Consider the following 13,424-nt stretch of genomic DNA (forward strand, 5'->3'; position numbering starts at 1 on the left):
GTGAGCGACGCCGATATTGCCGAGCGTGATCGAATCGAGCGTCTGGAGGCGCTTCTGGAGCAACTCCAGCAGGATGCCGACGTCACGGCGCGGCCGAGCCGCCGCAACACGCGGCGGGTGAGGTGGTTGATTCGCGTGTTGGGCCTGCTCATGGCCGCGCTAGCGCTGTCGAACCTCTACTTCGTGAACACCTTGACGCAGGATGTGCGGCAGGTGATCGCGCAGATGGAGATCATGACGAGCTATTTCGTGCGCGTGTCCGAGCGGATGCACAGCATGCGCGGTGCAGTGGCTGCCATGGAGGCGGATGTGCGGCTCATGCCCGTGGTGGACGCCCAGGTGACCGCCATCGGCGAGAATGTAGGCGCCATGGGCAACAGCGTCGATGACATGGAGCGAAGCACGGCCGGCCTGAACCAGCGGGTGGCCAGTATGCGGGGGGCTATGGATGATATGGCCCGGCGCTTCCGCGGGCTCAATGCACGTGTCGGGGCCATGGGGGTAGATGTACGTGAAATGGCCAAGCCCGTGCCGTGATCCCGGCAAGAGCAGTTGACCGCTTCGTGCACCGCAAGCCGAACCTCTCTCAATGGATCGAATGCGGCCGAGCAGGTATCCTCCCGCTGCGTTCGAGCGAGTTTGCACCCACGGACTTGCGTGCCGCTGGCGAAGTCGCACGCCGACACGCCCGGGTCGACGCGTACCGCCGGATTCAGCCTCCCAAGCACCTGTAAGCATTCGTGTATAGACACGATGCCGCGCGGACGTGCGTGCACTTCATTCAACAACAAAGAGGCACGAGTATGGAGCTTTTGGACGGTATCATCCGGATCGATTCATTCCTTGCCGTGACGATCGGTATTATCGTGCTGTTCGTCGGCAAGCTGCTGAACGGCAAGATCGGTTTTCTGCGGGAGTTCAGTATCCCCGAGCCGGTCACCGGCGGCCTGCTCTTCTCGGTCCTCTTCGGGCTGCTCTACTTTGCCTCGGGGCACGCGATCGAGTTCGAGCTGCGTGCGCGCGATATCCTGCTGGTCTACTTTTTCACCACCATCGGCATCAACGCGAGCGCGCGCGATTTGCTGGCCGGCGGCCGCCCGCTCTTGATCCTGCTGACGATCACGATCGCCTTCATGTTCGCGCAGAACCTCACCGGGATCGGGGTGGCCTCGCTCTTCGATCTGCCGGCGGCGGTCGGCGTGGTTGGGGGCAGCATGTCCTTGATCGGCGGACACGGCACGACCATCGCTTGGGCACCTTCGATCGCCGAGAACTTCGGGATCTCCAATGCGATGGAGATCGGCATCGCCAGCGCGACCTTCGGCCTGATCCTCGCCAGCATCATGGGCGGACCGATCGCGAAGTTCCTGATCACGCGTCACAAGCTCAAGCCGGTGCCGCATGTCGTCGAAGAGGTTCAGGACGTCGGGCTAACCGAGAAACAGCGCAAGGAAGGCGTCGATCACATGGACTTTCTGGGCGCCGTGCTCGCCATCCATATCTGCATCATCATCGGCTATGCGCTCAACGAGGCGATCGCGGAGGCCGGCCTCATGCTGCCGCTCTTCGTGACCTGCCTCTTCGCAGGCATCCTGATCACGAATCTAGTGCCTAAGAACTTCTCCAAATGGAGCGGGGTCACCTGGCCGACCCGTACGCCGGCGGTCGCGCTGATCGCGGACATCTCGCTCGGCGCCTTCCTGGCCATGTCTCTCATGAGCATGCAGCTCTGGACCCTGATTGATCTGGCGGGACCCATCTTCACCATCCTGGCGGCTCAGTTCGTCTTGGCGGTGACGGTTACCATCTTTGTGCTGTTCCCCTTGATGGGCAAGAACTACGATGCGGCGGTCGTCTCGGCCGGGTTCGGCGGTGTGACGCTCGGATCCACGCCGACGGCCATGGCCAACATGGCGGCGGTCACCCAACGTTTCGGCCCGTCGCACCGGGCCTTCATCATCGTGCCGTTGGTCTCGGCCTTCTTCATCGACCTGACCAATGCGATGGTGATCCCGTTTTTCCTGAGGACCTTTTAGGGTTGGGTCGATTCAAGCAGCCCCCGGGGATCGAACGATCCTCGGGGAGCTGTTCGTCTCTGTTCGCAACCTACATGTCTTGAGGGATGTAGACGTACGCGGTCGGGACGTCGGCGCCGACGACCTTGATCGCGTTGCTTCCGAACAAGCTGCCGAGCGAGACCGTTTGACCGGCCGGGAAGTCGCCGATCTTGACCTGGTTCCCGGTGACCTCGTAGGTGCCCGTGCCGGGCGGCATCACGAACGAGACTTGGCAGGGGTTTGATTGACAGGTGCCCGTCTCTCCCGGCTTGAGTGTGATCTGCATGGCGCCGGTCACGTGCTCGCCGCTCGAGGCGCAAGCGACGAGCAGCATGGACATGCCGGCAAGCAGTATGCGGCCGACAACAGGGACTCCGAAACCGTCAAGATGTTCGGATCGATCGATTTTCATGGCTTCTCTCCTCGTTCCGCGTGAACTGAAATGCGAGTGTCCCTCCTGGCTTCGTCGGAGGCACGGTTAAAGAATGGGGTCTTTTAAACATTAAACCGCGCCAGTTCGGACGTTCCAAGAGCCCGGCGAGTGAGTTCCAATAGATACACGATACGTGCCGCTCTGGGCGCGGTTTAATAGAGCGGCAGCAGCCAAGGCACCAGAAGCACGCTCATGATCATGACCAACAGCGTCAAGGGCAAGCCGATGCGAATGAAATCCGCAAAGGTGTAGTTGCCCGCGGTCGCGACCAGGGTGTTGATGGGCGAGATGGGCGTCATGAAGGCGGACGATGCCGCGAGCGCGATGATCATCGCAAAGGGGTAGGGCGATGCACCCAGGGCTTCGGCGACCGCGAGCGCGACCGGGATCATCAGGACCGCGTTGGCCGTATTCACGATGAAGAGGCCCAGCAGCACTGTAATGGCGAACAAGACCCCGAGCACCGCATAGGGGCCGGCGCCCCCGATCCAGGCCACCAAGGCGTTCGCCGCGATGTCCACTCCCCCGGTACGGTCCAGGGCGAGGGCGAAGGGCATCATGCCCACGATCATCACGAGGCTCCTCAGCTGGATCGCGCGGTATGCCTTGTCCAGATCGATGCAGCGAAAAAGACCCATCAGGAGACAGCCGATCAGGGCGGCCTGGACGTTCGGGACGATTCCGGTCGCCATCAGGGCGACCACCACGACGAGTGTGAGAACCGCATAGGGTGCGCGCTTGGCCGCCGGCAGGTATTCGTCGAACTCCTTGGGAAGATTGAGCACGATCAGATCGTGCGTATCCTCCTGCAGGCGGCGGATCGTCTTCCAGGGTCCGACGAGCAGCAGCGTATCGCCCACCTTCAGGGTCTCCGCGCGCAGCCCGTGCGGTGCATGGGCCTCCGGGCCGCGCCGCATCCCGACCACGGTCAGCTCGGAGCGGACCATCCGCTCCGCCTCCGCGATCGTCTTGCCGGTAAAGCGCGACTCGTCCGCGATCATGCTCTCCACCATGCCGATGTCCTGAGACCGGTCGACGAAATAGCGGCCGGTCCGCGGCAGGAGCTCGACGCCGTAGCGCTTGCAGAACTCGGCCACGTCGATCCGTTTCTCCTCCAGATCGACGTCGACCAAGAGGATGTCGTGCGGCTGCAGCAAGGTCTGCGGCGTGCGCGGGAGCAATTGGCGCGAACGGCCGAGACCGCGCTCGACGAGGATGATCCGCACACCGATCTTCGCGGGCAGATCCAGCTCGCCCAGCGTTTTGCCGAGCAAGGGCGAGTCGGGACGCACCCGCACGCGATATTCGCGATCGGCGAGCCGGTAGCGCTCGACCCACTGCATGAGTTTCGGGCGCGTCCGGGCCGTCGGCGTCTCCGGCGTTTTCGGGCGCAGCCATCGCTGCGTGACCAGCATGTAGAGCGTCGCCATCAGCAGGATCGGCAATCCAAACGGCGTGAATGAGAAAAAATTGAACCCCTCCGCGCCGGTGCGGACGAGCTCGTAGTTGATCACCAGATTGGGCGAGGTGGCGACCAAGGTCATCATGCCGCTGATGAGCGCGGCATAGGCCATCGGCATCATCAGCTGGCTCGCCGGGATGCGGCGCCGGCTCGCGATCCGCAGCACCACTGGGATAAAGATGGCTACCACACCGGTCGAGCTCATGACCGAGCCGAGCAGACCGACCGACAGCATCAGCAGCACCAGAAGCCGCCAGGCACTGTTGCCGCCGCGATGGGCCAGCCAATCGCCGATGCCGCGTGCCACCCCGGTCCGAGCCAGCGCTTCGCCGATCACGAACATGGCCGCGATCAGGACGATGTTGGGATTGCTGAAACCGGCGAGCGCCTCCTGGACCGTGATCACGCCGGTAAAGGGCAAAGCGATCATCATGATGAGGGCGACGGCATCCACCCGCGGCTTGTTGAGCGCGAACATCAGGATCGCGGCGCCCAGCATGAGAAGGACGATCAGAAGGTCTTGCGACATGCTGTTTCCTCCGTGGCGCTGCGACCCGTGACCGGCCCGCCGCGTTGGCCCTCGGGTTCGGAGCCCCGCGCTCCGACCCGAAACGGGTTTATCCTATCGGAAACAGCCAGGGATCTCGCACGCACTGCCGTGCGACCATCGACGGCGACGTGCGCGGCCTGTACCGATCGACACCGGAGACCACCCCATGTCCATGCAAAGCCGGTATCAGCAACCCGAACCGCAACCGACCCAGGACGGCATCGTCCATTTCTCCGACGTGAGCTGGGACGACTACGAGCGCTTGCTCGTGATGCGCGGCGATCATTCCGCGCCGCGGATCGCCTACCTGGAAGGAGAGGTCGAGATCATGAGCCCATCGCAGACCCACGAAAGCATCAAGTCCGTCATCGGCCGCCTGGTCGAGACCTATTGCCTGGAGCGCGACATCGTCTTCTCGACCTACGGCTCGTGGACACTCAAGGACAAGGCCCGCAACCGCGGTGCCGAGCCGGATGAGTGCTATGTCTTCGGGGCAGCGCCGGCCGAGCGCCCGCATCTCGCCATCGAGGTCGTTTGGACCCACGGCCGAATCGACAAGCTCGAGATCTACCGCCAGCTCGGCGTCGCCGAGGTGTGGTACTGGCGCCAGGGTCTCATCCAGCCCTACTGTCTCCGCGGCGAGCGTTACGAGCCGGTGAACGCGAGCCAGGTCCTGCCCGGCTTGGATCTTGCGCTCCTGATGCGCTTCATCGACGAGCCAACCACCTCACAGGCGATTCGGGGCTATCGCGATGCGCTGCGGGGCGATGAAAGGGTCTGACGGCAGGTCGGGGCTCTGAGCATGCAAAATAGGGTGGAACGGGGTACTAGAAGCGCCCGATCAAAGAAACCCCCAGCATCAACGCCGTATCCTGATCCTCTTCGTATAGCCGTTTCCCCTTCTCGTCCTCGACCCGCAAGGTTGTCCCGGTCGATGCACCGGCGTAGAGCTTGAAGCTCAGGTTCTCGGTCAGGTCGCGCCCGAGCTGGACGAAGACGGGGATGAACTTGTGCTCGCCGACGCCGTCTGGGAAGGGGCCGTTGGAGTCGAGCCGAAAGCGATAGGATCGGTAGGCCGCGCCCACGCCCGCGGTCCAGCCCGAATCGAGCGTATAGGACAGCTCCAACCCTGCGGGACCGGCAGGTCCGGCGGGGAAGGGGTTCGTGAGGCGCCAGCGATCGTTGATCCGCCAGTCGATGATCAGGAAGGGGAAGGCGCTTGTGTCCTCGATCTTCTCGAAGACGCCGACACCCAGCCCGAGGGTCAGGTCGGGTCGCACGGCTCGCGATACCGTGGCCGTGGCCCCGTATTCGAGCGTGTCCGAGAAGTTGGCGCCGGATTCGCCCGAGGACTCGATCGTCGGTGTCAGACCCAAGCGCCATCCGCCCTCGGTCCTGAAACCGTAGGATAGGGAGATGCCGGCTCGGTAGAGCCTGTCCCAGGGCTGCTCGCCGCCGAATCCGAGTGGTTTGTCGAAGTTCCAGTCCTCGTAGTCGAGTCGCAGCCGCGCGCCGAGAGACGAGCGCTCGTCGATTCTCCAGCTTGTGCCGAGCGATGTGAGGATCGCGGCATACCCGGCATCGCCGCCGGAGTCCAGATTGCTGTCGAATTGCCCAAGCGGGGTGACGGAGAAGCTGACGCCCGGCGGCGATTGCGCCGAACAGACCCCGGCAAATCCGGTCGACAGCAAGGCGGCACGGGCGACACGGACGAGGCGAGGCGCTGGCATCGGAGACACTCCTAATAATGATCAGTTAGACGATGGACGGGTGGCCGAAACGCCGTGACGATAGCATCCCGAGATCGAGCAGGACCAGCATCGGCGCCAGCCGATCCGACCGGGGTTGCGTTCCCGTTGCTCTTCGAGGACGATTTCGGGCGATTCACGAAACGGCCAAATGGGCGTCCGGCGCCGGATCGATCGCCCTCGCGGCTGCGAGGGTTTTCGCTGGTTTCTCGAGCGTTGCCCGGATTGCGTGCGGTCGAGACACCCGAGTCGTCGATGAACGACGCGGGTTTCCGGGCCGAGACTCCGGACCGGAAGCCGACCACGATGGGGCTCGGGATGATTCGGAAGAGGACCGAATCATGCTGTTGCAGCAGCTCAACCGGCGCGATCACAGCTTCACCCTCATGAGTCGCGGCAATCCGAGCACCGATACGGGTGCCGCGCAGTTGACCTGGATGTCGCCGCGAGTCCTCGGGCCCTCGCGTGTCTATGTGCTCGCCTTCACCGGATACGGCGACAGCCTGATCGACTGCAACTGGAAGCAGAATACGATCGGGATCGGTATGGCGCCGAACGGCATCCTCTGAAGGGTCCGACGCGCGGCTGGACGTCACGCGCCGAATGGTCTTCTCACCGACGATGTCGGGTCACTCACGTTCTCCACCTCCTCTATGTCGACCCTTCGTGCCCGATGTCACGCCCTACGAAACAATGAAGATCCGAATGCTCAACGGCGGGCACGCGACGATCGCGTATCCGGCGGGCCTCATGGCGATCTATTCGGACGGAGTCGAATCGGTCCTGACAGGTTATTTGGAGTCGCCGGCTCAATAACCGCATGAACGACACATGACGAATCCGGAGTTGTACCGAAAAGATTCGATTTTATCGCGGAACTCTTGATCGGAATCCGACAGGATTTTCCGAACCGCGCGTCTACGAGCGTACCACCAGCGGAGCGAGACCAATGACCGACCGAATTGAGGGCCGAATGATTCAGCATGAAGACAAGTGGATTGGGTCGCGTATCCCTGCGGCGGCTCTCATTCTGACCTTGACGGCGCCTGTGGTCATGGCGTCGGACTATCCGTCGAGCGACTACTTTCTCGCCGACTGGGAGACGCGGGATACCTGGAAGGGACATGGAGTCAGTTTCGGGCTCAGCTACACCTCCGAGCCTATGTTCAACATCGCGGGAGGGGAGAAGCTCGGCGGGACCTACACCGACAACATCGGCCTGGAATTCGGCTTCGATCTCGATCGCCTCCTCGGCATCCCGGCGACCAACCTTGTAATCAAGGGGTCAAAACGTGATGGAAGCTCCGTCTCCGAGCGCTTCATCGCGCCCTCGGAGGGGGGCAACCAGTTCACGGTGCAGGAGATCTTCGGCGGGCAGAACGTCAAGCTCGCCAACGTCCAGTTCAACACGGTCTTGTTGGACGAGCGACTGAATATTGCAGTCGGGCGAATGATCGCCAACGACGACTTCCTGCGCTCGCCGCTCTACTGTCAGTTCATCAACAACGCCTTCTGCGGGAGCCCGAAGCCGGTCTTCCTGCAAAACCCCTTTACCTTCACCGCCTACCCGCTCGCGACCTGGGGCACACGGATTCGCTACGACACCCCGTCGCGCGTCTGGACCGTCCAGGCGGCCGTCTATGACGGCGACCCCGAGGGCAAGGAAGGGGATCCGGAGAGCCGCAATCACAACCAACACGGCACCAGCTGGGGTTGGGGAAACAACGGGGTGACGATGGCCGGCGAGATCCATTACCACGTCAACCGCGACTCCGACTCTGCCCTGCCGGGCACCTACAAGGTCGGCGGCTACTACATGACCGGCAGGTTCCAGGACCTCGAGAGCACCGACAATTCCACCGTGACCGGCAGCGCCATGGGTTGGGTCCTGGGCGATCAGATGCTCTACCGTGAGCGACCGGGATCGGAACGCGGACTCTGGGGCTTCGGTGCGCTGGTTTTCAGCTTCACGAACGACACCAATCCCATGCCCTGGTACTTCAACACCGGCCTCGTTTACCAGGGGCTATTCGAGAGCCGGCCCCGGGACACCACCGGGTTCGCCATCACCAGCGGCTGGTTCGGCAACGAGGTCAACGTCGCGCGCCGTGCGCAAGGCCTGGCTGAGAAGGATTACGAGGCGGTCATCGAGCTCAATCACCAGTTCGTCCTCGGCAGAGGCGTCAGCTTCCAGCCGGATATCCAGTACATCATTCGTCCGGCAGGGACGGGTGACATCGACAACGCCCTCGCCATCGGCGCGCGAGTGGTCATCAATTTCTGATCGCCAACTGACGCGTTGCCCGTTGTGCGGGTGACGCGCCCACTTTTTCATCGGGTGACGAGGCTTGCCTCGGGCCAACTCGGCTACACTGGGTCACAGGCCAAGGACTCGACAGCAACAAGCGTCACGGAACAACAGCGAGCGCAATTCGCCCGATCGGCACGGGCATGAGGGGGACACCGCATTGGCTTCACTGATCCTGAAGGCGCCGCTGGACGGCGTCGTCGTGCCCTTGGAACAGGTTCCGGACCCGGTCTTCTCGCAGAAGATGGTCGGCGACGGCGTCTCGATCGACCCGACCAATCAAGTGCTGACCGCGCCTTGCGAGGGTCGTGTGACACAGTTGCACCGGGCTCATCATGCGGTGACGCTCACCACGGCGGACGGCATCGAGGTGATGATGCACATCGGCCTCGACACCGTGAATCTGAAGGGTGAAGGCTTCACAGCAAAGGTCTCGGAGGGCGACCCGGTCTCGACCGGGGATCCGCTGATCGCCTTCGACGCGGATTATCTGGCGACCCACGCCAAGAGCCTGCTGACCCAGATCCTCGTGACCAACATGGAGCGCGTGGTGTCGTCGGTGCCGGCGAGCGGCTCGGTCAGGGCCGGCAACGACACCCTTCTGACCATCGAAACCAGCGCCGATAAAGGCGCCGAGGCCGAGGCCGCCGGCCGTACCGTCAGCTCCCGGGCGATCCTGATCCCCAACGCCACCGGCCTGCACGCGCGTCCGGCAGCGGTGCTGGCGAACCTGGCCAAGCGCTTCAAGTCACGCGTGCTGTTGACCCGCGGCGACGACCAGGCCAATGCGAAGAGCGTGGTCTCCATCATGGGGTTGGAGATCGCGCAGAACGACAAGGTGGTGATCGTCGCCACAGGGCCGGATGCGGACGCGGCCATCGACGCCATCGCGCCGCAGCTCGCGGCCGGACTCGGCGACGAGGGCGCGGCGCCCGCTCCGGCGCCGGCAACCACCGAGCCGGACCCGCGCAATGCCCCGGCGCCGCGGCCGCGCTCGGATGATCCCAAGGTGCTGCTCGGCGTCGCCGCGTCGCCGGGGCTCGGCGTCGGCCGGATCTTCCAGTTGCGCCGCGACGAGATCAAGGTCCCCGAAACGGCTGAAGGCGAGCCCCGTGTCGAGCGACGTCACCTGGAGGATGCCGTCGAGCGTGCCAAGAACGAGCTGGAATCTCTGCAGACGGAGCTGCGCGCCAAGGTGGACCCGGCCAAGGCCGCCATCTTCGCGGCCCATCAGGAATTGCTCGAAGACCCGGACTTGATGGACATCGCCGAGAGCGCCATCGCCAAGGGCAAGTCCGCGGCCTTCGCCTGGAAGAGTGCCTTTACCACCCACGCCGATCGACTCTCGCAGCTCAAGAACGAGATCATGGCCGGGCGCGCCATGGATCTGCGTGATGTCGGCCGCCGCGTGCTCGGCATCCTGACCAATCATCCCACGGAAGAACTCGAGATTCCGGCCGACAGCATCCTCATCGCCGAGGAGATGTCGCCCTCGGACACCGCCAAGCTCGACCCGACGCGAGTGCTCGGTTTCGCCACCGTCGGCGGCGGCGCGACCTCCCATGTCGCCATCCTGGCCCGCTCGCTGGACATCCCGGCGGTGGCCGGGATCGAGCCGCGTGCGCTGGATCTGGCCAACGGCACCCGGGTGATCCTGGACGGCGGCACGGGCCGGATGCGCATCGATCCCGACTCGGCCGAGGTCGACCGCATCCTGACCTTGAAGCACAAACTGGCCGAGAAGAAAAAGGCGGACCTGGCCGCGGCCCATGAGCCGGCAATGACGACCGACGGTCATCGCGTGGAAGTGGTCGCGAACATCGGCGGTCTCGACGACGCCAAGCGGTCCGTGGCCCTCGGCGGCGAAGGCGTCGGCCTGCTGCGCTCCGAGTTCCTGTACCTGGAGCGCCAGACCGCACCCACCGAAGACGAGCAGACGCACATCTACGCCGACATCGCCACGGCGTTGGACGGTCGGCCGATGATCATCCGAACGCTCGATGTCGGCGGCGACAAGCCCCTGCCCTATCTGCCGATGCCGCGGGAGGAGAACCCCTTTCTCGGCATCCGCGGCGTGCGCATCGGGCTGGAGAAACCCGAGCTGCTGCGCACCCAGGTGCGCGCCATCCTGCGCGCGGCCAAAGGTCACAAGCTGCGCATGATGTTCCCGATGATCGCGACCATCGACGAGATTCGCTCGGTGAAAGGCCTGGTGATGGAAGAGCGCGCCAAGATTGCGGACGCCGAGCGGGCGGAGAACGCGGTCGAGCTCGGCATCATGGTGGAGGTCCCGTCGGCCGCGGTGATGGCCCGGCAGTTCGCCCGCGAGGTCGACTTCTTCTCCATCGGCACGAACGACCTGACCCAGTACACCCTGGCGATGGACCGCGGCCATCCGAAGCTCGGTGCCAAGGCGGACGCGATGAACCCGGCCGTGCTGTGGCTGATCAAGCAGACCGTCGACGGCGCCCATGCCGAGGGCAAGTGGGTCGGCGTCTGCGGCGGCATCGCCAGCGACCCGCAAGCGGTTGCCATCCTGGTCGGTATCGGCGTCGACGAGCTGTCAGTCAGCGTCCCCGCGATCCCGGCGGTGAAGGCGGAGGTGCGCACGCGCTCGCTCGCCGATTGTCGGGACCTGGCCGAAAAGGCCTTGGCTTGCGACACCGCCGCGGAAGTCCGCGCGCTGATACCCACCGCGTATTGACCGGGAGCATGCCGCAATGAATTTGAAAGCAACCTGGGACGGCGCCTTTTCCAATCTGCAAAAGATCGGCAAGGCCCTGATGTTGCCGGTCTCGGTCCTGCCGGTGGCGGGCATCCTGCTCGGCGTCGGCAGCTCCATCGCCGGCGCCGAGGATCTCGCCCCCTGGCTGATCAAGCTCGGCGAGATCATGGCCGCCTCCGGCGGCGCGGTGTTCACCATCCTTCCTCTGATCTTCGCCATCGGCGTCGTGCTCGGCTTCACCAAGAATGACGGCGTCGCCGCCATGGCCGCCACCGTCGGCTATTTCGTGCTGATCGCCGCGCTCGGCGTCATCGGACTGATGTTCATCGACTGGGTGGCGCCGGCCGAACCCTTGGGGCTCAAGGACGGAAACAGCGCCTATGTCGAATATGACGCCGCCCGCGAACGCTTCATCTGTTTGGACGCTCAGGGACGCACCTTAAGCAAGGTCAGACTCGACGAGATGACGCCCGACGGCAGTGATATGCGCAGCATCAGCTGCGGCGACGGCGATGCGGCGGTGACGGTGCCCTTCTCGATCCAAGAGGTGGAGGAAGGCGGCGGCGCGCTGGCGCTGTATCAGGACAGCACCGGCAACGCTGTGCCCTTTCCGGTCGCCAAGAGCCGCGCCGAGATCAAGGAGATCTTCGGCATCGAGTCCATCGACACCGGCGTGTTCGGCGGGATCCTGATCGGTCTCATCGCCGCCTGGCTGTTCAACAAGTATTACCGCATCCAGCTACCGGCCTATCTGGGCTTCTTCGCCGGCAAGCGCTTCGTGCCCATCGTCGTGTCCTTCGCGGCCATCGGTCTAGCCGCCATTCTGGCGGTGATCTGGCCGCCCATCGGCGGCGCCATCCGCACCTTCGGCGACTGGGCCGCCTACGGCAACCCAGCTGCGGCAGTGACCATCTACGGCGTCGTCGAGCGCATGTTGCTGCCCTTCGGCCTGCATCACATCTGGAACGTGCCCTTTTTCTTCGAGGTCGGCACCTACATCGACCCGGAAACCGGAGAGGCGGTCCACGGCGTGCTCAGCCGTTACTTTGCCGGCGACTACGAGGCGGCCATCCTCGGCGGCGGCTTCGTCTTCAAGATGTTCGGACTCCCCGCAGCGGCGCTCGCGATCTATCACACGGCAAAACCCGAGAACAAGGCGCGCGTCGCCGGCATCATGGGCTCGGCAGCGTTGACCTCGTTCCTGACGGGGATTACCGAGCCGTTGGAATTCGCGTTCCTGTTCCTGGCGCCCTTGCTGTACGCGGCCCATGCCGTCCTGGTCGGTAGCGCCTATCTGGTGACCTATCTGCTCGACGCTCGGCTCGGCTACAGCTTCAGCCACGGCTTTATCGACTTTGCGCTCTATTGGGTCAACAACATCAAGCCCTGGATCATCCTGATCCTGGGGCCGATCTTCGCGGTGGTCTACTACGTGGTCTTCCGCACGCTGATCCTGAAGCTCGACCTGAAGACACCGGGACGGGAGGAGGCGGTTGCGGAAGCCGAGAACTTCAAGGACATCATCGCCGACGACTATGCGAAAGAGCTGGTGCTGGCCTTCGGCGGCAAGAGCAACATCGCCGGGCTGGACGCGTGCATCACGCGTCTGCGCGTGGAGGTCGTCGACATCGGCAAGGCCAATCCGGACAAGCTCAAGGCTATGGGCGCCGCCGGCGTGCTGGTGGTGGGCAACAACCTACAGGCCATCTTCGGTCCCAAGTCCGACAACCTGAAGACCGACATGGAAGAATACCTGGCCCATGCCGGTCCCGAGGCCGAGCTGCCCGAGGGCGCCGCGGCCCCCAAGGTCAGCTACAAGGCCGACGACCTCAGGCCCCGTGCCCGTGATCCGCTGGCGCCGGAGAAGGCCCGCGCCATCCTCGCGGCACTCGGCGGTGCCGCGAATGTCCGCCAAACCGAGTCGGCGGCCGAGACACGCCTGCGCGTCGCCGTCGGCGACGGCACACGGCTCGACGAGACGGCCCTCGCGGCCGCTGGCGTGAAAGGCATCCTGCGCCTGCCCGACAATGTGCTGCATCTGATCGTCGGGCTCAATGCCGATCAGTACGCGGCGGAGATCAAGGCGGCGATGGCGGGCTAGGTGAACTCAAGATAGGGAGAGTCGGCAACGGATTGCCCAA

11 protein-coding genes are annotated in these 13,424 nt (G+C 64.1%); 8 read left to right on the top strand and 3 right to left on the bottom strand.

Annotation, left to right across the window (positions count from 1 at the left end; all coding sequences use genetic code 11):
* Together LT988_RS13655 and gltS are read left to right on the top strand one after the other, a co-directional pair.
* Entirely contained in the window at positions 1 to 537 is a 537-nt protein-coding gene (locus LT988_RS13655) for a hypothetical protein (protein WP_232406119.1), read from the top strand.
* 266 nt (positions 538 to 803) lie between these two features.
* On the top strand, positions 804 to 2,036 hold the full coding sequence (gene gltS / locus LT988_RS13660; protein ID WP_232406120.1) for a sodium/glutamate symporter: 1,233 nt from the start codon (positions 804 to 806) through the stop codon (positions 2,034 to 2,036).
* A gap of 70 nt (positions 2,037 to 2,106) precedes the next feature.
* Here the strand turns inward: gltS and LT988_RS13665 are convergent, their stop codons facing one another.
* Complete coding sequence (locus LT988_RS13665) at positions 2,107 to 2,469, bottom strand: hypothetical protein (protein WP_232406121.1); 363 nt, start codon at positions 2,467 to 2,469, stop codon at positions 2,107 to 2,109.
* Positions 2,470 to 2,642: 173 nt separating this feature from the next.
* Complete coding sequence (locus LT988_RS13670) at positions 2,643 to 4,481, bottom strand: SLC13 family permease (protein WP_232406122.1); 1,839 nt, start codon at positions 4,479 to 4,481, stop codon at positions 2,643 to 2,645.
* Positions 4,482 to 4,668: 187 nt separating this feature from the next.
* Between LT988_RS13670 and LT988_RS13675 the strand changes: the two genes are divergently transcribed.
* Positions 4,669 to 5,283: a Uma2 family endonuclease gene (locus tag LT988_RS13675; RefSeq protein WP_232406123.1), complete on the top strand. Its 615-nt coding sequence runs from the start codon at positions 4,669 to 4,671 to the stop codon at positions 5,281 to 5,283.
* Between the two features lie 46 nt (positions 5,284 to 5,329).
* On the opposite strand, the gene LT988_RS13680 is transcribed toward LT988_RS13675, so the two are convergent.
* Complete coding sequence (locus LT988_RS13680; protein WP_232406124.1) at positions 5,330 to 6,232, bottom strand: DUF6268 family outer membrane beta-barrel protein; 903 nt, start codon at positions 6,230 to 6,232, stop codon at positions 5,330 to 5,332.
* 359 nt (positions 6,233 to 6,591) lie between these two features.
* Between LT988_RS13680 and LT988_RS13685 the strand changes: the two genes are divergently transcribed.
* The 5 genes from LT988_RS13685 (at position 6,592) to LT988_RS13700 (ending at position 13,384) form a co-directional block, all read left to right on the top strand.
* On the top strand, positions 6,592 to 6,819 hold the full coding sequence (locus LT988_RS13685) for a phospholipase A (RefSeq protein ID WP_232406125.1): 228 nt from the start codon (positions 6,592 to 6,594) through the stop codon (positions 6,817 to 6,819).
* A gap of 52 nt (positions 6,820 to 6,871) precedes the next feature.
* On the top strand, positions 6,872 to 7,066 hold the full coding sequence (locus LT988_RS25575; protein WP_408648078.1) for a mannitol dehydrogenase family protein: 195 nt from the start codon (positions 6,872 to 6,874) through the stop codon (positions 7,064 to 7,066).
* A 133-nt stretch (positions 7,067 to 7,199) separates the two neighbouring features.
* On the top strand, positions 7,200 to 8,534 hold the full coding sequence (locus tag LT988_RS13690) for a carbohydrate porin (RefSeq protein WP_232406126.1): 1,335 nt from the start codon (positions 7,200 to 7,202) through the stop codon (positions 8,532 to 8,534).
* Positions 8,535 to 8,718: 184 nt separating this feature from the next.
* Positions 8,719 to 11,262: a phosphoenolpyruvate--protein phosphotransferase gene (gene ptsP, locus LT988_RS13695; protein ID WP_232406127.1), complete on the top strand. Its 2,544-nt coding sequence runs from the start codon at positions 8,719 to 8,721 to the stop codon at positions 11,260 to 11,262.
* 16 nt (positions 11,263 to 11,278) lie between these two features.
* Positions 11,279 to 13,384, top strand: coding sequence for a PTS transporter subunit EIIC (locus LT988_RS13700; RefSeq protein WP_232406128.1), 2,106 nt, complete (start codon positions 11,279 to 11,281; stop codon positions 13,382 to 13,384).
* Positions 13,385 to 13,424 lie beyond the last annotated feature (40 nt).

Source organism: Thiocapsa bogorovii (assembly GCF_021228795.1).
In the GTDB taxonomy this organism is placed as follows: Bacteria; Pseudomonadota; Gammaproteobacteria; order Chromatiales; family Chromatiaceae; genus Thiocapsa; species Thiocapsa bogorovii.

What these genes read in the sequence shown, in the direction of transcription:
- LT988_RS13675 (WP_232406123.1), top strand. Translation starts at nt 4,669, where the DNA reads ATGTCCATGCAAAGCCGGTATCAGCAACCCGAACCGCAACCGACCCAG.
- LT988_RS13700 (WP_232406128.1), top strand. Translation starts at nt 11,279, where the DNA reads ATGAATTTGAAAGCAACCTGGGACGGCGCCTTTTCCAATCTGCAAAAG.
- LT988_RS13690 (WP_232406126.1), top strand. Translation starts at nt 7,200, where the DNA reads ATGACCGACCGAATTGAGGGCCGAATGATTCAGCATGAAGACAAGTGG.
- gltS (WP_232406120.1), top strand. Translation starts at nt 804, where the DNA reads ATGGAGCTTTTGGACGGTATCATCCGGATCGATTCATTCCTTGCCGTG.
- LT988_RS13685 (WP_232406125.1), top strand. Translation starts at nt 6,592, where the DNA reads ATGCTGTTGCAGCAGCTCAACCGGCGCGATCACAGCTTCACCCTCATG.
- LT988_RS13670 (WP_232406122.1), bottom strand. Translation starts at nt 4,481, where the DNA reads ATGTCGCAAGACCTTCTGATCGTCCTTCTCATGCTGGGCGCCGCGATC.
- LT988_RS25575 (WP_408648078.1), top strand. Translation starts at nt 6,872, where the DNA reads ATGTCGGGTCACTCACGTTCTCCACCTCCTCTATGTCGACCCTTCGTG.
- LT988_RS13680 (WP_232406124.1), bottom strand. Translation starts at nt 6,232, where the DNA reads ATGCCAGCGCCTCGCCTCGTCCGTGTCGCCCGTGCCGCCTTGCTGTCG.
- LT988_RS13665 (WP_232406121.1), bottom strand. Translation starts at nt 2,469, where the DNA reads ATGAAAATCGATCGATCCGAACATCTTGACGGTTTCGGAGTCCCTGTT.